This is a genomic window from Pseudomonas sp. CK-NBRI-02 (assembly GCF_008124495.1).
Lineage (GTDB): Bacteria > Pseudomonadota > Gammaproteobacteria > Pseudomonadales > Pseudomonadaceae > Aquipseudomonas > Aquipseudomonas guariconensis.
Map to the genome: position 1 here is coordinate 113,442 of NZ_VSJH01000006.1, position 19,940 is coordinate 133,381.

At 62.9% G+C, this 19,940-nt stretch carries 15 protein-coding genes and 1 pseudogene; 2 read left to right on the forward strand and 14 right to left on the reverse strand.

All coding sequences use genetic code 11. The features are described 5' to 3' along the window. Positions 1 to 97: 97 nt before the first annotated feature. The 11 genes and pseudogenes from DQ397_RS04855 to leuC form a co-directional block, all read right to left on the reverse strand. On the reverse strand, positions 98 to 784 hold the full coding sequence (locus DQ397_RS04855) for an SPOR domain-containing protein (RefSeq protein ID WP_043206821.1): 687 nt from the start codon (positions 782 to 784) through the stop codon (positions 98 to 100). Next, positions 768 to 2,071, reverse strand: a pseudogene (folC, locus tag DQ397_RS04860) (bifunctional tetrahydrofolate synthase/dihydrofolate synthase). The gene DQ397_RS04855 and the pseudogene folC overlap by 17 nt, the downstream one beginning before the upstream one ends. After that, positions 2,071 to 2,964 (reverse strand): acetyl-CoA carboxylase, carboxyltransferase subunit beta, encoded by an 894-nt coding sequence (gene accD / locus DQ397_RS04865; protein ID WP_043206823.1) that lies wholly within the window; start codon positions 2,962 to 2,964, stop codon positions 2,071 to 2,073. Before accD ends, folC begins: the two are co-directional and overlap by 1 nt. 251 nt (positions 2,965 to 3,215) lie before the next feature. Further along, positions 3,216 to 3,836 (reverse strand): phosphoribosylanthranilate isomerase, encoded by a 621-nt coding sequence (locus DQ397_RS04870; RefSeq protein WP_043206825.1) that lies wholly within the window; start codon positions 3,834 to 3,836, stop codon positions 3,216 to 3,218. 60 nt (positions 3,837 to 3,896) lie between these two features. Then, positions 3,897 to 4,751, reverse strand: a complete 855-nt coding sequence (gene truA, locus DQ397_RS04875; protein WP_043206829.1) for a tRNA pseudouridine(38-40) synthase TruA — start codon at positions 4,749 to 4,751, stop codon at positions 3,897 to 3,899. Between the two features lie 170 nt (positions 4,752 to 4,921). Next, positions 4,922 to 7,603: a FimV/HubP family polar landmark protein gene (locus DQ397_RS04880; protein ID WP_043206831.1), complete on the reverse strand. Its 2,682-nt coding sequence runs from the start codon at positions 7,601 to 7,603 to the stop codon at positions 4,922 to 4,924. Between the two features lie 71 nt (positions 7,604 to 7,674). Continuing rightward, positions 7,675 to 8,679, reverse strand: coding sequence for an aspartate-semialdehyde dehydrogenase (locus tag DQ397_RS04885; RefSeq protein WP_043206834.1), 1,005 nt, complete (start codon positions 8,677 to 8,679; stop codon positions 7,675 to 7,677). A gap of 268 nt (positions 8,680 to 8,947) precedes the next feature. Next, positions 8,948 to 10,060 (reverse strand): aspartate-semialdehyde dehydrogenase, encoded by a 1,113-nt coding sequence (gene asd, locus DQ397_RS04890; protein ID WP_043206838.1) that lies wholly within the window; start codon positions 10,058 to 10,060, stop codon positions 8,948 to 8,950. Positions 10,061 to 10,124: 64 nt separating this feature from the next. Beyond that, positions 10,125 to 11,207, reverse strand: a complete 1,083-nt coding sequence (leuB, locus tag DQ397_RS04895; protein ID WP_043206840.1) for a 3-isopropylmalate dehydrogenase — start codon at positions 11,205 to 11,207, stop codon at positions 10,125 to 10,127. Between the two features lie 116 nt (positions 11,208 to 11,323). After that, the gene (leuD, locus tag DQ397_RS04900) at positions 11,324 to 11,968 is read right to left on the reverse strand and encodes a 3-isopropylmalate dehydratase small subunit (RefSeq protein WP_043206841.1); all 645 of its coding nucleotides are present in this window, start codon (positions 11,966 to 11,968) and stop codon (positions 11,324 to 11,326) included. Next, positions 11,965 to 13,398: a 3-isopropylmalate dehydratase large subunit gene (leuC, locus tag DQ397_RS04905; RefSeq protein WP_043206843.1), complete on the reverse strand. Its 1,434-nt coding sequence runs from the start codon at positions 13,396 to 13,398 to the stop codon at positions 11,965 to 11,967. The genes leuD and leuC overlap by 4 nt, the downstream gene beginning before the upstream one ends. A gap of 131 nt (positions 13,399 to 13,529) precedes the next feature. Here leuC and DQ397_RS04910 point away from each other — a divergent pair, with 131 nt between their 5' ends. Together DQ397_RS04910 and DQ397_RS04915 are read left to right on the forward strand one after the other, a co-directional pair. After that, positions 13,530 to 14,408: a LysR family transcriptional regulator gene (locus DQ397_RS04910; RefSeq protein WP_043206845.1), complete on the forward strand. Its 879-nt coding sequence runs from the start codon at positions 13,530 to 13,532 to the stop codon at positions 14,406 to 14,408. A 60-nt stretch (positions 14,409 to 14,468) separates the two neighbouring features. Further along, entirely contained in the window at positions 14,469 to 17,768 is a 3,300-nt protein-coding gene (locus DQ397_RS04915; RefSeq protein ID WP_090343801.1) for a PAS domain S-box protein, read from the forward strand. Positions 17,769 to 17,836: 68 nt separating this feature from the next. Here DQ397_RS04915 and DQ397_RS04920 read toward each other — a convergent pair whose 3' ends face one another. The 3 genes from DQ397_RS04920 to DQ397_RS04930 all read right to left on the reverse strand — a co-directional run bounded on the left by DQ397_RS04920 (position 17,837) and on the right by DQ397_RS04930 (position 19,906). Further along, complete coding sequence (locus tag DQ397_RS04920) at positions 17,837 to 18,280, reverse strand: Hsp20 family protein (protein ID WP_043215803.1); 444 nt, start codon at positions 18,278 to 18,280, stop codon at positions 17,837 to 17,839. 166 nt (positions 18,281 to 18,446) lie between these two features. Beyond that, positions 18,447 to 19,421 carry a tRNA-dihydrouridine synthase gene (locus DQ397_RS04925; protein ID WP_043215804.1) on the reverse strand — a complete coding sequence of 325 codons (975 nt, stop codon included), beginning with the start codon at positions 19,419 to 19,421 and terminating at the stop codon, positions 18,447 to 18,449. A 50-nt stretch (positions 19,422 to 19,471) separates the two neighbouring features. Next, on the reverse strand, positions 19,472 to 19,906 hold the full coding sequence (locus DQ397_RS04930) for a thioesterase family protein (RefSeq protein ID WP_043215805.1): 435 nt from the start codon (positions 19,904 to 19,906) through the stop codon (positions 19,472 to 19,474). Positions 19,907 to 19,940 lie beyond the last annotated feature (34 nt).

Here is a 19,940-nt window from a genome sequence, read left to right on the forward strand (position 1 = left end):
AAGCGGAATGTCAGCCCATTAGGGCGACTTTGCCTCTGGCGACGCAGGTCCGGGTGCAAGCCTGCGCAGCCGGGACAGGCTGCGCAGGCATTCTGGATCAGTTGCGCTCTGGCTGGAAGCGCACCACAAAGCCCTTGAGGTTGTGCTGGCGATTGATCACATCCCGCAGGCGCTCAGCCTCGGCCCGCTCGATCAGTGGCCCGACATAGACACGATTCATGCCGTCGGCAGCACGGATATAGGCGTTGTAGCCCTGGCTGCGCAGGGTTTTTTGCAGATTGTCGGCGCCAGCGCGATTGGAAAGACTGGCCAACTGGATCGACCAGCTCACCGGTAGACCATTGACATCGACCTTGGAGGGCGCGGCTGGCTTGGTAGTGCTGGCTGTCGCTGCAGGTGCAGGCGTGGCGGCCGGACGCGTCTCGGCCTTCGGCGTGGGCGTTGGTGCAAGCTTGGGAGCTGGTGCCTGGGCGGCCTGGGTCGGTGATGGCGTGATCGGCTGGCTCGGCGTGGTCATCGGCGCACTGGATTCGTTGACCACCACAGGTGGCTGCTCCGGCACCGGCTCCGACACGTCGGGCAATGGCTGGGGCTCCGGTACCTGCACAGGCTCGACCTGCACCTGCGGCAAGCTCGGCATGGCAGGCGCCTCAGGCGCCTCGACACGCACTTGACGCATCTCGTCTTCGCGGGTGAACAGCATCGGCAGGAAAATCACCGCCAGCGCCACCAGCACCAACGCACCCACCATGCGCTGCTTGATCCCTTTATCCAGCACTGCCATCTACTCCTCCGGAGCTTGCCGCTCTAGCCATTCCAGGGCTTGGCCAACACAGAAAAACGAACCGAACAGCAGGATCTGATCGTCCGCCGTCGCCTGCGCGCATTGCCCCTCAAGGGCCGCATCGATGCTGGCATAAGACTTCACCGCTGCACCGACGTTCGTCAAGGCTGCTACCAGCTCCGCGGCCGGACGACTGCGTGGCGTTTGCAGCGGTGCCACCGCCCATTCATCGACAACGCCCTTGAGCGGCGCGATCACGCCCTCCAGATCCTTGTCGGCGAGCAGGCCGAACACCGCCAGGCGACGCCCCTTGATCGGGCGCGCGGCCAAACGGGCAGCCAGGTATTCGGCAGCATGGGGGTTGTGCCCCACATCCAGCAACAGCTCCAGACGCCGGCCTTGCCACTGCACCGTGCGGCGGTCCAGACGACCGGTAACCTGGGTATCGAGCAGCGCCTGGCGTATCTGCCCAGCCTCGAAAGGCAAGCCCATCAGCAAGTAGGCCTGCAGCGCCAGGGCGGCATTCTCCATCGGCAGGTCAAGCAAAGGCAGGTCATGCAGTTCCACGCTGCTGCCGTCGAGCCGGCTGCCACGCCACTGCCAGTGCTGGTCAGTGGTTGCAAGATCGAAATCGCGACCCCGCAGCAGGAACGGGCAAGCAAGTTCACGCGCCTTGTCCAGCAAAGGCTGTGGCGGGTTCAGATCGCCACACAGGGCCGGCTTGCCCTGACGGAAGATCCCCGCCTTTTCGAAGGCAACGGATTCGCGGGTATTGCCCAGGTAATCGGCGTGATCCACGCCGATGCTGGTGACCAACGCCAGGTCCGCGTCGATCAGGTTGACCGCATCCAGACGGCCACCCAGGCCGACCTCGAGCACCACGGCATCCAGCGCGGACTGCTGGAACAGCCAGAACGCCGCCAGCGTACCCATCTCGAAGTAGGTCAGGGAGATCTCGCCACGGGCTGCCTCCACGGCAGCGAACGCCTCGCACAGGCGTTCATCGCTGGCGTCGGCTCCGTCGATGCGCACCCGCTCGTTGTAACGCAACAAGTGAGGCGAGCTGTACACGCCGACTTTAAGCCCCTGCATCCGGAGCAGTGATGCCACGAATGCGCAGGTCGAGCCTTTGCCGTTGGTACCGGTAACCGTCACCACCCGGGGCGCCAGCTTGCCTAACCCGAGCCGCGCCGCCACCTGCTGCGAACGCTCCAGCCCCATGTCGATGGCCGATGGGTGCAACTGCTCGAGGTAGGCGAGCCAGTCACCCAGAGTGCGAGTGCTCATCACGCGACGGCAGCCGCCTCAAGGGCTTGCGCCGGAGTCGCCTGGCCGGTCATCTGGGCCAGCAGGCGGGCAAGACGCGGACGCAGCTCGCCACGGGAGATGATCAGATCGATGGCACCGTGCTCGAGCAGGAATTCGCTGCGCTGGAAGCCTTCCGGCAGCTTCTCGCGGACGGTCTGCTCGATCACGCGAGGACCGGCGAAGCCGATCAGCGCCTTCGGCTCACCGACGATGACGTCGCCGAGCATCGCCAGGCTTGCGGAAACACCGCCGTAGACCGGGTCGGTCAGTACCGAGATGAACGGAATGCCTTCTTCCCGCAGGCGGGCCAGCACAGCCGAAGTCTTGGCCATCTGCATCAGCGAAATCAGGGCCTCTTGCATGCGCGCGCCGCCCGAAGCGGAGAAGCAGACCATCGGGCAGCGGTTTTCCAAGGCGTAGTTGGCGGCACGTACGAAGCGCTCGCCCACGATGGCGCCCATGGAGCCCCCCATGAAGGAGAACTCGAAGGCGCTGACCACGATCGGCATGCCCATCAGGGTGCCGCTCATGGAAATCAGCGCGTCCTTCTCGCCAGTCTGCTTCTGGGCTGCCGTCAGGCGATCCTTGTACTTCTTGCCGTCACGGAATTTAAGGCGATCCACAGGCTCGAGGTCAGCCCCCAGCTCGGCACGCCCCTCGGGGTCGAGGAAGATGTCGATACGAGCACGGGCGCCGATGCGCATGTGGTGGTTACACTTGGGGCAGACATCCAGGGTCTTTTCCAGCTCCGGACGATACAGCACGGACTCGCATGCCGGGCACTTGTGCCACAGGCCCTCAGGCACCGAGCTCTTCTTCACCTCGGAACGCATGATCGAAGGGATCAGTTTGTCGACTAACCAGTTGCTCATGCTTTCTTTCTCCAGTATCGGTGGGCGGGGGCCGGTCTGGCCGGCCATGCCCTGCCCTTGAGCTCATGTTCTTCAATGAAACGATGATGACCCGGTCCGGGGCCCGCATTGAAGCGGAGCCGACCTGGCGGTCGGGCCATCGTCAATCTGTCATGCCGGCGATCCGCACCACCTGTCCAAGGAACAGGCTTGGCAGCACCGGGCTGCGAAAGCTATGGACGATGCCGCGCGGGCAGCCGTCACATCCATCGTCACGCCTGCTTCACCGCACGCATGAAGGCTTCGATCTTCGCCGCGTCCTTGATGCCCTTGGCCTGCTCAACCCCGCCGCTGACATCCACGGCGTAGGGGCGCACCTGGGCGATGGCCTGACCGACGTTATCCGCGGACAGGCCACCGGCCAAGATGATCGGCTTGCTCAGCGAAGCAGGTACCAGCGACCAGTCGAAGGCCTCGCCAGTGCCGCCCGGCACGCCCGGCACGTAGGTGTCCAGGAGAATACCTCGAGCCCCTGCATAGTGTTGGCAGGCAGCATGCAGGTCATCGCCAGGGCGCACCCGCAGCGCTTTGATCCAGGGCCGATGGTAACCCTCGCAATCGGCCGGGGTTTCGTCGCCGTGGAACTGTAGCAGGTCCAGCGGCACCACCTCGAGAATCTCGTTGAGCTCGCACCGCGATGCATTGACGAACAAGCCCACCGTAGTCACGAATGGTGGCAGCTCGGCGATGATCGCACGCGCCTGGCGCACATCCACCGCACGCGGGCTCTTGGCATAAAAGACCAAGCCGATAGCATCGGCACCGGCTTCGGCGGCCGCCAGGGCGTCCTCGATGCGGGTAATCCCGCAGATCTTGCTGCGAACGTTGCTCATGGACGGCGGACCTTGAGTGGGCGGTTAAAGGCCGGATGGTAGCAAATGACGTTTCGCCCGTCAGTCTGCCAATGCTTCGTACCCGGTGAGAAAGTGTGGACCGATGTAACGTTGCGGCAAGGCGAAGACCTCGGGGTATTCCACCTGGACCAGATATAGGCCGTAGGGGTGGGCCGTTACCCCGCCCTCGCGACGATTGCGTCCTTCGAGCACCTCGCGCGCCCAGGTCACGGGGCGCTCGCCCGCACCGATGGTCATCAGCACACCGGCGATGTTACGCACCATGTGATGGAGGAACGCCGTGGCGCGAACGTCCAGCACGATCATCTTGCCGTGGCGAGTGACGCGCAGGTGATAGATGTGCTTGATCGGCGACTTGGCCTGGCACTGGCTGGCCCGGAACGCGCTGAAGTCATGGGTCCCCAGCAGGAACTGCGCCGCCTCGGCCATGCGCTCGACATCCAGCGGCCGATGGTTCCAAGTGACCTCCTCGGCCAGGTGCGCGGGGCGGATCGGGTCGTTGTAGATGACATAACGATAGCGCCGTGCCACGGCCTTGAACCGGGCATGGAAATTCGCAGGCATCGGCCGTGCCCAGGTGACACTGATGTCATTGGGCAGATTGAAGTTGGTGCCCATGGTCCAGGCGCGCTCATCGCGCACCGCGCGGGTATCGAAATGAACGATCTGGCCACAGCCATGCACTCCGGCGTCGGTGCGCCCGGCACAGATCACCGAGATTGGCTCGTTGGCCACCGTCGACAGCGCTTGCTCCAAGGCTTGCTGGACGCTTGGCACGCCACTGGCCTGACGCTGCCAGCCACGGTAGCGCGAGCCTTTGTATTCCACGCCCAAGGCGATGCGGGAGTAGCCTTCGGCTGCCGATTCGGCTGCCTCGATGTCGTTGATGTCCAAGAACCTGAAACCTGTGGATGGAACGAAAGGCCGGCATTATAACGGCAACGGCAGCCACAAGGGCTGCCGTTATCGGGGGACCGGCCGTATTACAGCGGCGCTACCTTGACAGGCGGGCCCGCCCCACCTGTGCTGCGCGCGTGGGAATGGGCCAGGCCTCGGGAAGGTCACTACACCAGGCGCGAAAGCATTTCCTCGGCTTCCTGGCGCTGGTTGTCATCACCATCCTTGACCACTTCGTCGAGGATGTCTCGCGCGCCTTGGTGGTCGCCCATGTCGATGTAAGCGCGAGCAAGATCCAGCTTGGTCGCCACTTCGTCAGCGCCGGAGAAGAAGTCGAAGTCCAGGTCATCCAGCGGATCAAGCTCCTGGGCGGCATCTTCGGCGGTGAAATGCGGCTCGAGCGAAGGCGACTCAAGGCTCTGGGAAAGCTTGTCCAGCTCGGCGTTGACGTCGTCGAGCTCCGAGGCAAAGCTCTTGGCCGCAGGCGACTCATCGTCCAGCGACAGGGACAGGTCGAAGTCTTCCGGCAGTTCCAGTTCGGAGATTGGATCGAACTCTGGAATCTCGTCGAAGGCCGCCAACTCAGCCGCCACATCCACCGGTGCCTCTTCGGTCTCCACTGGAGCAGGCTCCGGCGACTGCGCCTCGCCAATGTCCAGATCGAAGTCGGCCAGATCGTCCAGGCTTTGTGGTTCGGTCTGGACCTGGGCCTGTTCGAGCAAGGCTTCGAAATCTTCGTCGGCATCGGTCTGGGGTGCGACAGGTTCGGCACTGTCCAGAACGGGTTCTTCGGCGACCACGGACTCTTGCGGCAGCTCAAGCGCCGCATCCGCAGGAAGGTCATCATCCAAGCTGAGATCGAAGGCGCTGTCCAGATCGCTTTCATCGATAGCTGGCGCCTCGATGATCGCGTCCTGCTCAGGCTCCGGCTGTGGCTCCGCCTCGACCTGGGTAACGGCTTCTGGCTCGGGCTCTGGCGCAGGTTTGCCTTCAGCGACATCATCCGTGCTTTCCTGCAGCAGGTCCTGAACGTACTGCGCGTCCATTTCGGCAGCCAGGGCTGCGGCACCAAGGCCTGCAGCGGCCACTGCAACCATCGCCGGGAAACGCTCTTTGAGCGACTCGACTTCGGCCTTGTTCTGCTCGGTCGGCGCCAGTTGGCGCTCCTCGTTGGCGAACGCGTTCTGATCGCCCTGACGGGCATAGACTTCCATCAGCTTAAGACGCAGGTCGCCGCGCTCGGGGTGAGCGGCCAGCGCCGGCTCGAGCAAGTCAGCGGCGTGGTTCAGACGGCCTTGCGCCAAGCTCTGGTCGACCTCGACCAGCAGGCCGGCCAACGGATCGGTCACTGGCGCAGGCGAAATTGCAGGGGCGGGCTCCGGTGCCGGTGCAGCCGGTTTCTCCGCGGCAACGGCAGCCGCTGCGGAGGCTGCGACCACGGCGGGAGACAGCGTCACGCTAGGTGCCGACACCTCCAGGTCATCGAAGCTGCCCGGCGGCATGTTCAGGTCAGGGCCGCGCTCATTTTCCTCAGCCAGAGCCCGCGCCATGCGCAAGTGTTTCTCCGCTTCCTGCTGAGCCTTGCGCTTGCGCGCCAGAAGCAGCAGCAACAACAGCAACACCAGGAAAGTCGAACCGGCCAGCAACCCTAGCAACAGCGGGTTGCCAAGCAGCTCGTCGAGCACGCCTTGATAAGGGGTTTCCTTGACCACAGGCGCCGTGTCCACCGCTGCCGGCGCCGGCTCGACTACGGGCTCGGCCGGCGTCAGCTGGGCACTGACCGCAGGCTGCGCAGGAGCTGGCTCGCCTGGCAAGGCCGCTGCAGCAGGGGGCTGCGCTGCAGCACCCTGGGCTTCGAGGCGGGCCAGTTGATCGTTCTTGAGCTGGATCAGACGCTGCAGCTTGTCCAACTGGCTCTGCAGGTCTGCCATGCGGCTTTTGAGTTCTTCGTTGTCACGTCGGCTGGTGTCGAGGCTCTCCTGAGCCACGGCCAGCTTGTCGCTGAGCGCCTTGGCATCGCCCGCAGCGCCCTTGGCATCCGGGCTGACCAGGCGCAGGTTGTCACCTTGGGCGATGCGCGCCGGTGCGGCCTCGGCAGCGCCTCGGCGGGTCGCGTCCAGCTGACGGGCCCGCGGGCCCAGGCGTCGACCTTCACGCCAGGCAGCGTACTGCTCGGCAACTTCGCGAATGGCCTCGCCCTGTGGGATGTTCTGGATTTGCTGCTGGTCAGGCAGGCGCAGCACCTGCCCGACCTTGAGCTGGTTGATGTTGTTGCCGATGAAAGCATCCGGATTCAAGGCCTGGATAGCCAACATGGTCTGCTGGACCGAGCCGCCCTGGGTGTTACGCGCGGCAATCTGCCAAAGCGTATCGCGCCGCTTGGTGGTGTAGCGACCCGCGCCACTGACCGCCGGCGCGATACCAGCGGCGGAAGCCGCCTCGCCCTGAGCCTTGGGCTGATCGAGCAGCATGTTGTAGTCACGCAGCAGGCGACCTTGGGGCCACATCACCTGGACCAGGAATTTCACCACCGGTGCCGGCAGCGGCTGGCTGGAAGTCACCCGCAACACACTCTTACCGTTTGGGTTGATCACCGGCGTGAAGGTCAGGTCTTCGAGATAGGAAGGGTAAGGCACCCCAGCCTTGGCGAATTCTTCCGGCGGTGCCAGGCTCGGCGCCACTTCGGCAGTGGTGAGGTCACGCACGTCGAGCAGTTCGATCTCGGCGTCCAGCGGCTGGTTCTGCGCCGACTTGAGGGTCAGCTCACCCAACCCGAGGGCATTGGCCATGCCCGACGACAGCGCCGAGGCTGCTGCCATGGCCAGAACCAGTTTGCGAATTCGAAGCATGACCTCTTCCCTTCTAAGAATCGTCCCTAGACCTGCGTGTGGTGTAGGACAAAAGTACGCGCCAGTATCTTTTACACCATGTCTTTTATCAACAATCCGGCCACTTGCACGGCGTTAAGGGCGGCCCCTTTGCGCACGTTATCGGTCGTCAGCCAAAGGTTGAGTTGTTCCTGCTCGTCGATGCCATGGCGTACACGACCAACATAGACCACGTCTTGCCCCACTGCGTCGCCGACAGCCGTCGGATAATCATCCGGCTCGACCAGCTCGATACCTTGTGCAGCCTCGAGCGCCTCATTGACCGCGACCAGGTCGACCGGGCGACGGCTCTGCACCGCCACACTGAAGCTATCGCCATAAAACACCGGGACTTGAACGCAGCTCACGGAGATTTTCAGCGCCGGCAGGTCGAGCAGCACACGCAACTCATCGACCAATCGCCGCTCCAGGCTGGTATGACCGTGCTCGTCGGCGGCACCGACCCGCGCCAACACATTGAAAGCGACCTGACGATCGAAGAAGCGCGGCTCCAGCGGCCTGGCATTGAGCAGTTCGGCTGTCTGTCGGGCCAGTTCGCTCACCGCCTCCCGGCCTTGGGCCGACACGGCCAGGCTAGCCATCACCTGTACCCGCTCGATGTCGAGCAAGCCTTTGAGCGGGGCCAGCGCCACCGCCAGCGCGACGGCCGCTGCACTGGGGCTGGCAATCAGCGCGGGATGCTTGAGCTGGGCAACCTTGTCCCCGTTGGCTTCCGGGACCAAAGCCAATGCCCGCTCCAGTCCTCCGGACAGGTCGATCACAGAGCAACCGGCCTGCTGGGCCTTGGGAGCAAAACTACGGGTGACTGCGGGGCTTGCGGCGAAGAACGCCAACTTGACCTGAGAGAAGTCGAAACTGTCGACCTCCCGGACGCGCAGTTTCTTGCCCGCGAACATCATGTTGCTGCCAGCGGATTCCATACTGGCCAGCAAGTGCAGGGTAGCGACGGGGAATTCGAGTTCCTCGAGGATCTGGACGAGGGTTTCGCCGACGCTGCCGGTGGCGCCGATGATGGCGATGTCTATGGGCTGGGGCATGGTTGGGTCCTTCTGGTGGAACTTAGGGTGCGGCACTTTACTTGGATTGGGCGATGGGGAGTAGTTTTGCTTGGGCTTGGGCGCTTGGAGTTTTGAGCATATCCATTTTTTGTGGGGGCGCCACTGGCGCTTTGCGCCTTTACGGCGCAATGGTGAACTAGCGTCACCCTATCAAGTGGATATGCCCTCCACCTCGCAACACCAACACCCGCCTCAGAAACAGAAAACCCACGCCAGGCGTGGGTTCTCGGTCAAAGCAAAGGTGCGATCAACGCTCGAGCAGGATCCGCAACATGCGACGCAGCGGCTCGGCAGCGCCCCACAGCAGTTGGTCACCGACCGTGAAGGCCCCCAGGTACTGAGAACCCATGTTCAGCTTGCGCAGACGGCCAACCGGCACGTTCAGGGTGCCAGTCACCTTGGTCGGGCTCAGTTCCTGCATGCTGATCTCACGCTGGTTCGGCACCAGCTTCACCCATGGATTGTGCTGGCTGATCATGCCTTCGATATCCGCCAGCGGCACGTCTTTGTTCAGCTTGATGGTCAGCGCCTGGCTGTGGCAACGCATGGCGCCGATGCGCACGCAGATGCCGTCGACCGGGATCGGGTTCTTGAAGCGTCCCAGGATCTTGTTGGTCTCGGCCTGGGCTTTCCATTCCTCACGGCTCTGGCCGTTCGGCAGCTCTTTGTCGATCCAGGGGATCAGGCTGCCTGCCAGCGGTACGCCGAAGTTCTCGGTCGGGAAGGCTTCGCCGCGCATGGTCTCGGCAACCTTGCGGTCGATGTCAAGGATGGCACTGGCCGGGTTGGCCAGGTCATCAGCGACCGCCGCATGGATCCCCCCCATCTGCTTGATCAGCTCGCGCATATTCTGCGCACCGGCGCCGGAGGCGGCCTGATAGGTCATGGCGCTCATCCACTCGACCAGGCCCGCTTCGAACAGACCACCCAGGCCCATCAACATCAAGCTGACAGTGCAGTTGCCGCCGATGTAGTTCTTGGTGCCGGCGTCGAGCTGCTGGTCGATGACTTTGCGGTTGACCGGATCAAGGATGATCACGGCGTCATCCTGCATGCGCAGGGACGAAGCAGCGTCGATCCAGTAACCCTGCCAGCCGGCTTCACGCAGCTTGGGGAAGACTTCGTTGGTGTAGTCGCCACCCTGGCAGGTCAGGATGACGTCGAGGGTCTTGAGCTCTTCAATGCTATAGGCGTCCTTGAGCGGAGCAATGTCCTTGCCCACATTCGGACCCTGGCCACCCACGTTGGACGTGGTGAAGAACACCGGCTCGATGAGGTCGAAATCCTGCTCCTCCAGCATCCGCTGCATGAGCACGGAACCGACCATACCTCGCCAACCGATCAGACCTACACGTTTCATCGCAACTACACCTTTGCTAAAAGTGGGCCGCCATCGAAGGGAAGACGATGGCGGGCCAGAGAGATTACAGATTCCGCAGCGCTGCGACTACTGCGTCGCCCATTTCCTGCGTACCTACCTTGCTGCAGCCGGCCGACCAAATGTCGCCGGTACGCAGGCCCTGATCCAATACCACGCTGACAGCCTTCTCGATCGCGTCGGCGGCAACCACCTGGTTGAAGGTGTAGCGCAGCATCATCGACACCGACAGAATGGTCGCGAGCGGGTTGGCAATGCCAAGGCCTGCGATGTCCGGCGCCGAACCGTGGCAAGGCTCGTACATGCCTTTGTTGTTGGCATCGAGGGACGCAGACGGCAGCATGCCGATGGAACCGGTCAGCATGGAAGCTTCATCCGACAGAATGTCACCGAACATGTTGTCGGTCACCATCACGTCGAACTGCTTGGGCGCGCGGACCAGCTGCATGGCGGCATTGTCGACGTACATGTGGCTGAGTTCGACGTCCGGGTAATCCTTGGCCACCTCCTCGACCACTTCACGCCACAGTTGGCTGGAAGCGAGCACGTTGGCCTTGTCCACCGAGCACAGCTTCTTGCCGCGCACGCGGGCCATGTCGAAGCCGACGCGGGCAATGCGGCGCACTTCACTTTCGCTGTACGGCAGCGTGTCGTAGGCCTGGCGCTCGCCACCTTCCAGCTCGCGCTGACCACGTGGCGCACCGAAGTAGATACCGCCGGTCAGCTCGCGGACGATAAGGATATCCAGGCCCGCGACGATTTCCGGCTTGAGCGAGGAGGCATCGGCCAATTGCGGATAGAGGATGGCCGGGCGCAGGTTGGCGAACAGGCCCAGCTGCGAACGGATCTTGAGCAGGCCGCGCTCTGGACGGATATCACGCTCAAGCTTGTCCCACTTGGGCCCGCCGACCGCGCCGAGCAGCACGGCATCGGCCTTGCGTGCGCGCTCCAGGGTCTCGTCGGCCAGCGGAATGCCATGCTTGTCGATGGCGGCGCCGCCGATCACGTCGTGCTCCAGGGTGACGCCGAGCTGGAACTTGTCGTTGGCCAGCTCCAGCACCTTGACCGCCTCGGCCATGATTTCCGGGCCGATACCATCACCTGGGAGAATCAGAATCTGCTTGCTCATGCTTTCCTCTATCCATTCGAACGGCGCGCCTGCTCGGCCCACCGAAAAAAACCGGCCCGGCGAACCGGCCCCTGCCTACATCGTTACAGGAGCCGCCTAGCCGGGCAATCCGCGTATCAGGCGTCGCGGAACAACCAAGGCTGACTGGCCCGGTGCTTGGCCTCGAACGCCTGGATGGCGTCACTGTCCTGCAAGGTCAGGCCGATGTCATCGAGGCCGTTGAGCAAGCAGTGCTTGCGGAAGGCATCGATCTCGAAATGCAGCACCTTGCCGTCTGGACGTGTCACGGCCTGGGCTTGCAGGTCGATAGTCAGTTGGTAGCCCGGGTTGGCTTCGACCTGCTTGAACAACTCATCGACTTCTTCGTCGCTGAGGATGATCGGCAACAGGCCGTTCTTGAAGCTGTTGTTGAAGAAGATATCGGCGAAGCTCGGTGCGATGACGCTACGGAAACCGTATTCGTCCAACGCCCACGGCGCGTGCTCGCGGCTCGAGCCGCAACCGAAGTTCTCCCGCGCCAGCAGCACGCTGGCCCCCTGGTAGCGCTCGTGGTTGAGCACGAACTCCTTGTTGAGCGGACGTTTGCTGTTGTCCTGGTAGGGCTGGCCTACGTCCAGGTAACGCCACTCATCGAACAGGTTCGGACCGAAACCGGTGCGCTTGATCGATTTCAGGAACTGCTTGGGAATGATCTGGTCGGTGTCGACGTTGGCGCGATCCAATGGAGCGACAAGGCCGATGTGCTGGGTAAAGGCTTTCATGCTGCGCTCCCTTGGATCAACTCGCGGACATCGATGAAGTGGCCGGTGACCGCGGCGGCGGCGGCCATGGCCGGGCTGACCAGGTGGGTACGACCTCCTGCGCCCTGACGGCCTTCGAAGTTGCGGTTGGAGGTCGAGGCGCAATGTTCGCCGCTCTCCAGGCGGTCCGGGTTCATCGCCAGGCACATGGAGCAGCCGGGCTCACGCCATTCGAAACCTGCCTCGATGAAGATCTTGTCCAGCCCTTCGCGCTCGGCCTGGGCTTTGACCAGGCCCGAGCCTGGCACCACCAAGGCTTGCTTGACGTTCGCCGCGACCTTGCGGCCCTTGGCGATCTCGGCGGCGGCGCGCAAGTCTTCGATGCGCGAGTTGGTGCACGAACCGATGAACACACGGTCGAGCTTGATGTCGGTGATCGCCTGATTGGCGGCCAGGCCCATGTACTTGAGGGCGCGCTCGATGGAGCCACGCTTGATCAGGTCAGGCTCGGCAGCCGGATCCGGCACACGCTGATCGACGGCCAGGACCATCTCCGGCGAGGTGCCCCAGCTCACTTGCGGCTTGATCTGGGCAGCGTCCAGCTCAACGATGGTGTCGAACACGGCATCGGCATCGGAAACCAGCCCCTTCCAAGCCTCCACCGCCTGTTTCCACTGCTCGCCCTTGGGCGCGTACGGACGACCCTCGACATAAGCGATGGTAGTGTCATCCACAGCGACCAGCCCCACACGGGCACCGGCTTCGATGGACATGTTGCAGATGGTCATGCGGCCTTCCATGGACAGCGCGCGGATGGCGCTGCCAGCGAACTCCATCGCGTGGCCATTGCCGCCGGCGGTGCCGATCTTGCCGATCACAGCGAGGACAATGTCCTTGGCGGTCACGCCTGCAGGCAACTCGCCTTCGACGCGTACCAGCATGTTCTTCATTTTCTTGGCAACCAGGCACTGGGTGGCCAGCACATGCTCGACTTCCGAGGTGCCGATGCCATGGGCCAGCGCGCCGAAGGCGCCGTGGGTCGAGGTATGCGAGTCACCGCAGACGACGGTCATGCCTGGCAAGGTGGCGCCCTGCTCGGGGCTGATGACGTGCACGATGCCCTGACGTTCATCGTTCATCTTGAATTCGACGATGCCGTATTCGTCACAGTTCTCGTCGAGGGTCTGCACCTGCAGGCGCGACACTTCGTCGGCGATGGCTGCGATGCCGCCCTTGCGCTCTGGCGTGGTCGGCACGTTGTGGTCAGGGGTCGCGATGTTGGCATCGATACGCCATGGCTTGCGGTTGGCCAGACGCAGGCCTTCGAAGGCCTGGGGCGAAGTCACTTCGTGAATGATGTGACGATCGATGTAGATCAAGGACGAACCGTCGTCGCGCCGCTTGACTTCGTGCGCATCCCAGAGTTTGTCGTAGAGCGTTTTGCCAGACATCTGACTATTCCTCATCAGCGTATTTCTATGCCAATAACCCCTTGGCTTGTACGGTCGATGCTATGGGGTTAGATTGAATAACTCAAATTCATAATTTTTATGCTTTGGATAACCAATAGGAATTCTAAGCCGTGGACCTGGCCAACCTCAGTGCCTTCATCGCCATTGCCGAAACCGGAAGTTTTTCCGGTGCCGGGGAACGCCTGCACCTGACCCAGCCGGCTGTCAGTAAACGCATTGCCGGGCTCGAGCAGCAACTGGATGTGCGCCTGTTCGATCGCCTGGGTCGGGAAGTGACCTTGACCGAGGCCGGGCGCGCCCTGCTACCGCGCGCCTACCAGATCCTCAATGTCCTGGATGATACCCGACGAGCCCTGACCAATTTGACCGGTGAGGTGAGTGGTCGCCTGACCCTCGCCACCAGTCACCACATCGGCTTGCACCGCTTGCCCCCGCTATTGCGGGCTTTCACCCGCGAGCATCCGGCGGTGGCGCTGGATATTCAGTTCCTGGATTCGGAAGCGGCCTACGACGAGATTCTGCATGGGCGCGCAGAGATCGCGGTTATCACCCTGGCTCCCGAACCCCACCATCTGGTGCGTGCCGTGCCCGTCTGGGACGATGCACTGGATTTCGTCGCCGCACCGGAACACCCCTTGGCCAGCAACCAGAAGGTCAGCCTGGCCGATGTCGCCCGTCACCCGGCGGTATTCCCCGGCGGCAATACCTTCACCCACCATATCGTCCAGCGGCTGTTCGAAAGTCAGGGCCTGACGCCGAACATCGCCATGAGCACCAACTACTTGGAGACCATCAAGATGATGGTTTCCATTGGGCTTGCCTGGAGCGTGCTACCGCGCACCATGCTCGACGAGCAGGTTGCACCCATCGCCTTGCCCGGCATACAGCTGTCGCGCCAGCTAGGCTACATTCTGCATACGGAACGTACGCTGTCGAACGCGGCCAAGGCCTTCATGGCGCTGCTCGACAGCCACGCAGCGACCGCCTGAGCGCAGTCGGCCGGTCTTCCACACTACAGGGACGCGTCATCCGCCAAAGGTCTGGTACCGATGCCCAAATCAGCAAACCGTTTTCCGCGCCTGCCGCGCATCCACGCGGCAGCCCCCCAGGAGTCGGAGCAGACTTGGCAGAACGCTCCGCAACTGTTGGCCGCGCTCAATGGCGCGCGTCTGGGGGCGTGGTTGTGGGATATCGACAGTGGCCGGATCAGCTGGTCGCGGGCCACCCAGGCGCTGTTCGGCTTCGAACCCGATCGGCCCCTGCCCAACGACATCGACTACCTCGACCTGCTGCCCGAGGAGGACCGGGCCCGCACGCGCCAGATGTTCCAGGCCGTGGTCAATGGCGAACCCGTGGAACCGGCGATGCGCCATCGCATACGCTGGCCCGATGGCAGCGTGCATTGGTTGGAAGTCACAGGCAGCCTGACACACGCCCCTGACGGTCGCCCTCAAATGATCGGGGTCGTACGGGAAATCACCCGTCAACACGATCGGGAAACCGCACTGATCAACTCCGAGAAGCGCTTCGCCACGCTCTTTCACCTGAGCCCTAATGTCATTCTCTTGACCCGTCGCCAGGACGGCATGATCTTCGAGGTCAACCAGCATTTCGAAGACATGTTCGGCTGGCCCGGACACCAGGTCATCGGCAAGACCACCTTGGAGCTGGGGTTGTGGGTCAACCCCGAACTGCGCCATCAGGTGCTGGACAACACCCGAAACAGCAATGGCGGCCCACTGACCCTAGAGGTCCAGTTTCGCGCCAGCACCGGCAAGCTTCACGACGGCATCCTCTGCACCCAGAGTATCGAGCTCGAAGGCGTGACCTACCTGCTCAGCACCTTCGTCGATACCAGCGAACGCAAGCGCGCTGAACAAGCCCTCAAAGACAGCCAGGAACGCCTGGACCTGGCCCTGGATTCGGCGCAACTGGGCACCTGGGACTGGCACATCCCCAGCGGCATGCTCTACGGCTCGGCCCGCGCCGCACAGCTGCACGGCCTGCCCCCGGTGCCTTTCCACGAGTCGTTCGAGGCCTTCTTCGAAGGGGTCTCGGAGCACGAACGCAGCGTCATGCGCCAGACCTATCGCAGCCTGCGTGAGGGACCGGCGGGCAACTATCAGGTCACCTACCGCGTGCAACTGGACAACGGCCAGTCGCGTTACATCGAAAGCCGCGCCCGCCTCTATCGCGACGAACAGGGCAACCCCCTACGCATGGCCGGCACGTTGCTCGACATCACCGACCAAGTGGAACGCGAACAGCGCTTGAGCGCCTCTGAGGAAAAATTCGCCAGCCTGTTCCAGGTCAGCCCTGACCCGATTTGCGTCACCCGCCAGGACAATGGCCAGTTCATCGAGATCAACCGCGCCTTTACCCAGACTTTCGGTTGGAGCGCCGAACAGGTCATCGGCCGCACTGCCGAACAGATCGGTCTGTGGGCGGAGTCGGCGAAACGGGCACAACGCATCGAGCAAGTGATCCGGGAACGGGCATTGAGCAATGTGGCGGTGGTAGTCAATCACCACAACGGCTCGTCGCTGACATGCGTCATCTCCAGTTGCCAGATCACCGTCGACAACCAGCCCTGCAGCGTCACGACCTTGCGCGACATCACCCAACAGCAGCGCGCCGAGGCGGCCCTCAAGGCCAGCGAAGAGAAATTCGCCAAGGCTTTCCACTCAAGCCCCGACGCCATCACCCTGACCGAGCGCTCGACAGGCCGCTACCTCGAAGTCAACGATGGTTTCTGCCGACTGACCGGTTACAGCAGCGCCGAAGTGATCGGACGCACGGTCTATGAGATCGGCATCTGGGCTGACGACAAGCAACGCGCCGCCCTGCTCACCGAGCTGCGCGAACGTGGCAGGGTGCACCACCGTGAAATGCTGGGCCGCAACAAACGCGGCGACATCCTCACCGTGGAGGTTTCGGTGGAGCCGCTGAGCCTCAACGAGGCCGATTGCCTGCTGCTCACTGCCCGCGATGTGAGTCAATTGAAGAACGCCCAGGCGCAGATCCGCCACCTGGCTTATCACGACCCGCTGACCAACCTGCCCAACCGTGCCTTGCTGATGGACCGCCTCAGCCAACAGATCGCCCTGCTCAAACGCCACAATCTGCGCGGCGCGCTGCTGTTCCTGGACCTTGACCATTTCAAGCACATCAATGATTCGCTCGGTCATCCGGTGGGCGATACGGTGCTCAAGATCATCACCGCGCGCCTGGAGGCTAGCGTACGCCTGGAGGACACAGTGGCCCGCCTGGGTGGCGACGAGTTCGTGGTACTGCTCAGCGGCCTGGAGGGCAGTCGCGATCAAGTGGAAGCGAAAGTCCGCGACCTGGCCGATACCCTGCGCGAACTACTCGCCGAGCCTATGTCCCTCGATGGCCAGCGCCTGCAGGTCACACCCAGTATCGGCGTGGCGCTGATACCCGACCATGGCGCGACCCCCGCCGACCTGCTCAAACGCGCCGACATCGCCCTGTATCGAGCCAAGGACTCCGGGCGCAACACCACACAACTGTTCCACACCAGCATGCAAAAGGCCGCCAGCGAACGCCTGCGCATGGAAACCGACCTGCGCCTGGCCTTGGCCCGCGGCGAACTCGCCCTGCACTTCCAGCCGCAAGTGGACGCCCGCGACAATCGCATCGTCGGTGCCGAGGTACTGCTGCGCTGGCATCACCCGCAACTGGGCCAGCAGCCACCCTCGCAATTCATCCAGGTGCTTGAAGAGAGCGGCCTGATCCTTGAAGTGGGCAGCTGGATCCTTGACGAAGCCTGCGATGCCTGCGCGCGCATGCTCGAGGATGGACTGATCGATGCCGATGATTTCAGCCTGTGCGTGAATATCAGCCCCCGGCAGTTCCGTCAGAACGATTTCGTCGAACGGGTGCTGCGCAGCCTCGACGACTACCGCCTGCCACGGCGCATGCTGAAGCTGGAGATTACCGAAGGCATCGTTATCCAGAATCTGGAGGACACCATCAGCAAGATGCGCGAACTCAAGCGTTACGGGGTGAGTTTCGCCATGGATGACTTCGGCACCGGCTATTCTTCTCTGACCTACCTCAAGCGCCTACCCGTCGATGCCCTGAAGATCGACCAGACCTTCGTGCGGGACGCCCCGATCGACCCCAACGATGCCGAGATCGTCCGCGCCATCGTGGCCATGGCCCGTAGCCTGGATCTGGCGGTGATCGCAGAAGGGGTCGAACAGTCCGATCAGCTAGAGTTTCTCGAGCGCCAGGGTTGCTACCTCTACCAGGGCTACCTGCACAGCCGCCCGCTGCCCTTGCCAGAGTTTCGCCAGATGTTGATGGAGGCACCGGCGGATTATTGATTTCCCTGCACGCAGCATCAGATACAAAAAAGGGCACCCGAAGGTGCCCTTTCTTCACTCTGCCGAACTTAGTTCAGCGCTGGCTGCTCGCCATTGATCGGGATGCGCTTTGGCTTGGCCTCTTCCGGCACGATGCGCAGCAAATCGATGCTGAGCAGACCGTTGGCCAGGCCCGCGGACTTCACTTCGATGTGGTCAGCCAGGCGGAAAGACAGCTTGAAGGCCCGTTGGGCAATGCCCTGGTGCAGATAGGTGACGCCTTCGGTGCTGTTGTCGCGCTTGCCACCGATAACGGTCAGGACGCCTTTTTCGACCTGCAGGTCGAGGTCCTGCTCCTGGAAACCGGCTGCGGCAACCACGATGCGATAGTGGTCATCGCCATGTTTTTCCACGTTGTAGGGAGGGTAGCTGCTACCCGCCTCGTTACGTGCCGCGGATTCGAACAGATCGTTGAAACGGTCGAAACCAACGGAATGACGGAACAGTGGAGCGAGAGAGAAAGCGGTAGTCATGGTCATGAACTCCTGAGATTCAGCAAGTTAAGTCACTACGCGACCCGGCTTCGGCATCGCGTACTCAAGAGATAGGGCCCGACAAGAGGGTTTCAAGAGGTCATCCAAAAATTTTTTCGAAGCCATGCCAGCGTCGGCTGGCACGGGACCAGCCGGCATTGCATGCTCAGGCAACGCAGGCGTCCAGCGCTAGCGCCTGCTCTACGCCTAGCAACCGGCTGATGCGCTGGCAATCATCCTCACGCCGCAGTTCGGCAAACAACACCACTGCCTCGGGATAACTACGGGTCAGCATGGCCAGCCACTGCTTCAAGCGCCCGGGCGCATAACGCGGCGACAGTTTGGCCTGAGCCTGACGCCAGAATTCACGCAGCAGCGGCATCAGGTCGTCCCAGGTCATCGGTCGGTAGTCCCGCCCGTCGCGAGCCGCGGCGATCTGCAAGCCCAGGTCCGGCCGCGACACCAGACCACGGCCGAGCATGATGTCTTCGGCCCCGCTGACTTGGCGGCAACGCCGCCAATCATCGACGGTCCAGATTTCGCCATTGGCGAACACCGGCACTTTCACCACATCCTGCACCCGCGCCACCCATTCCCAATGGGCCGGCGGCTTGTAGCCCTCAACCTTGGTCCGGGCGTGCACCACCAGATGTTCGGCTCCACCTTCGGCCAGCGCAGTGGCGCATTCCAGGGCACCGTCCGGACTGTCGAAGCCTAGCCGCATCTTCGCGGTCACCGGAATGTGGGCCGGTACCGCACGACGAACCTCGTGGACGATGGCATGCAGCAACTCGGGCTCCTTGAGCAGCACCGCGCCACCTCGAGACTTGTTCACCGTCTTGGCCGGGCAACCGAAGTTCAGGTCGATCACCGGCGCGCCCAGCTCGCAGGCCAGCACGGCGTTGTCGGCCAGACAGGCCGGATCCGAACCCAGCAATTGCACGCGCATCGGCACCCCGGCTGCCGTCCGCGCGCCCTGGCGCAGCTCAGGCGCCAGCTTGTCGAACGACGAGGCCGGCAGCAGGCGATCACAGACACGGATGAACTCGGTGACACACCAGTCGATGCCGCCCACCCGGGTCAGGACGTCGCGCAGGATGTTGTCTACCAGCCCCTCCATGGGGGCCAGGGCAATTTGCATGTCAGGGTCTCGGCGAAAAAGGCGGCAGTCTAGCAAAAAAGACTGCCGGATCAGGCACCGGCCAGCGCCGGGCCGTAGCCTTCGATAAATTCTGCAGGCATGCGCTTGGGCTTGCCGCTGGACAACTCGATACAGGCAAAGGTGGTTTGCGCTCGCAACAGAGTGACGCCGTCACGCGGGCGCTTGAGCTGAAAGCGGCGGGTCATGCGTAGGCGCTGGTCCCAGTCGATGATCCAGGTGGCCAATTGCAACTCGTCGTCTTCATAGGCGGCGGCGAGGTAGTCGATCTCGTGGCGGACCACGGCCATGGCACGGTCCAGGCGGCGGTACTCGGCCAGATCCAGCCCCAGCCGCTGCGAATGACGCCAAGCGCAACGCTCCAGCCAGGTGACGTAGACCGCATTGTTGGCATGGCCGAGGCCGTCGATGTCCTCGGTGCCGACGCGAAGATCAATGATGAATGGCGATGCCAGATCCCAGCTCATGCCCGCTCCCCTTGGTCAGTGATCGGGCAGAGTG

Bases quoted from the DNA above. Each gene is read 5' to 3' on its own strand.
- DQ397_RS04855 (WP_043206821.1), bottom strand. From the start codon at position 784: ATGGCAGTGCTGGATAAAGGGATCAAGCAGCGCATGGTGGGTGCGTTG.
- accD (WP_043206823.1), bottom strand. From the start codon at position 2,964: ATGAGCAACTGGTTAGTCGACAAACTGATCCCTTCGATCATGCGTTCC.
- DQ397_RS04870 (WP_043206825.1), bottom strand. From the start codon at position 3,836: ATGAGCAACGTTCGCAGCAAGATCTGCGGGATTACCCGCATCGAGGAC.
- DQ397_RS04880 (WP_043206831.1), bottom strand. From the start codon at position 7,603: ATGCTTCGAATTCGCAAACTGGTTCTGGCCATGGCAGCAGCCTCGGCG.
- DQ397_RS04885 (WP_043206834.1), bottom strand. From the start codon at position 8,679: ATGCCCCAGCCCATAGACATCGCCATCATCGGCGCCACCGGCAGCGTC.
- asd (WP_043206838.1), bottom strand. From the start codon at position 10,060: ATGAAACGTGTAGGTCTGATCGGTTGGCGAGGTATGGTCGGTTCCGTG.
- leuB (WP_043206840.1), bottom strand. From the start codon at position 11,207: ATGAGCAAGCAGATTCTGATTCTCCCAGGTGATGGTATCGGCCCGGAA.
- leuD (WP_043206841.1), bottom strand. From the start codon at position 11,968: ATGAAAGCCTTTACCCAGCACATCGGCCTTGTCGCTCCATTGGATCGC.
- leuC (WP_043206843.1), bottom strand. From the start codon at position 13,398: ATGTCTGGCAAAACGCTCTACGACAAACTCTGGGATGCGCACGAAGTC.
- DQ397_RS04915 (WP_090343801.1), top strand. From the start codon at position 14,469: ATGCCCAAATCAGCAAACCGTTTTCCGCGCCTGCCGCGCATCCACGCG.
- DQ397_RS04920 (WP_043215803.1), bottom strand. From the start codon at position 18,280: ATGACTACCGCTTTCTCTCTCGCTCCACTGTTCCGTCATTCCGTTGGT.
- DQ397_RS04925 (WP_043215804.1), bottom strand. From the start codon at position 19,421: ATGCAAATTGCCCTGGCCCCCATGGAGGGGCTGGTAGACAACATCCTG.
- DQ397_RS04930 (WP_043215805.1), bottom strand. From the start codon at position 19,906: ATGAGCTGGGATCTGGCATCGCCATTCATCATTGATCTTCGCGTCGGC.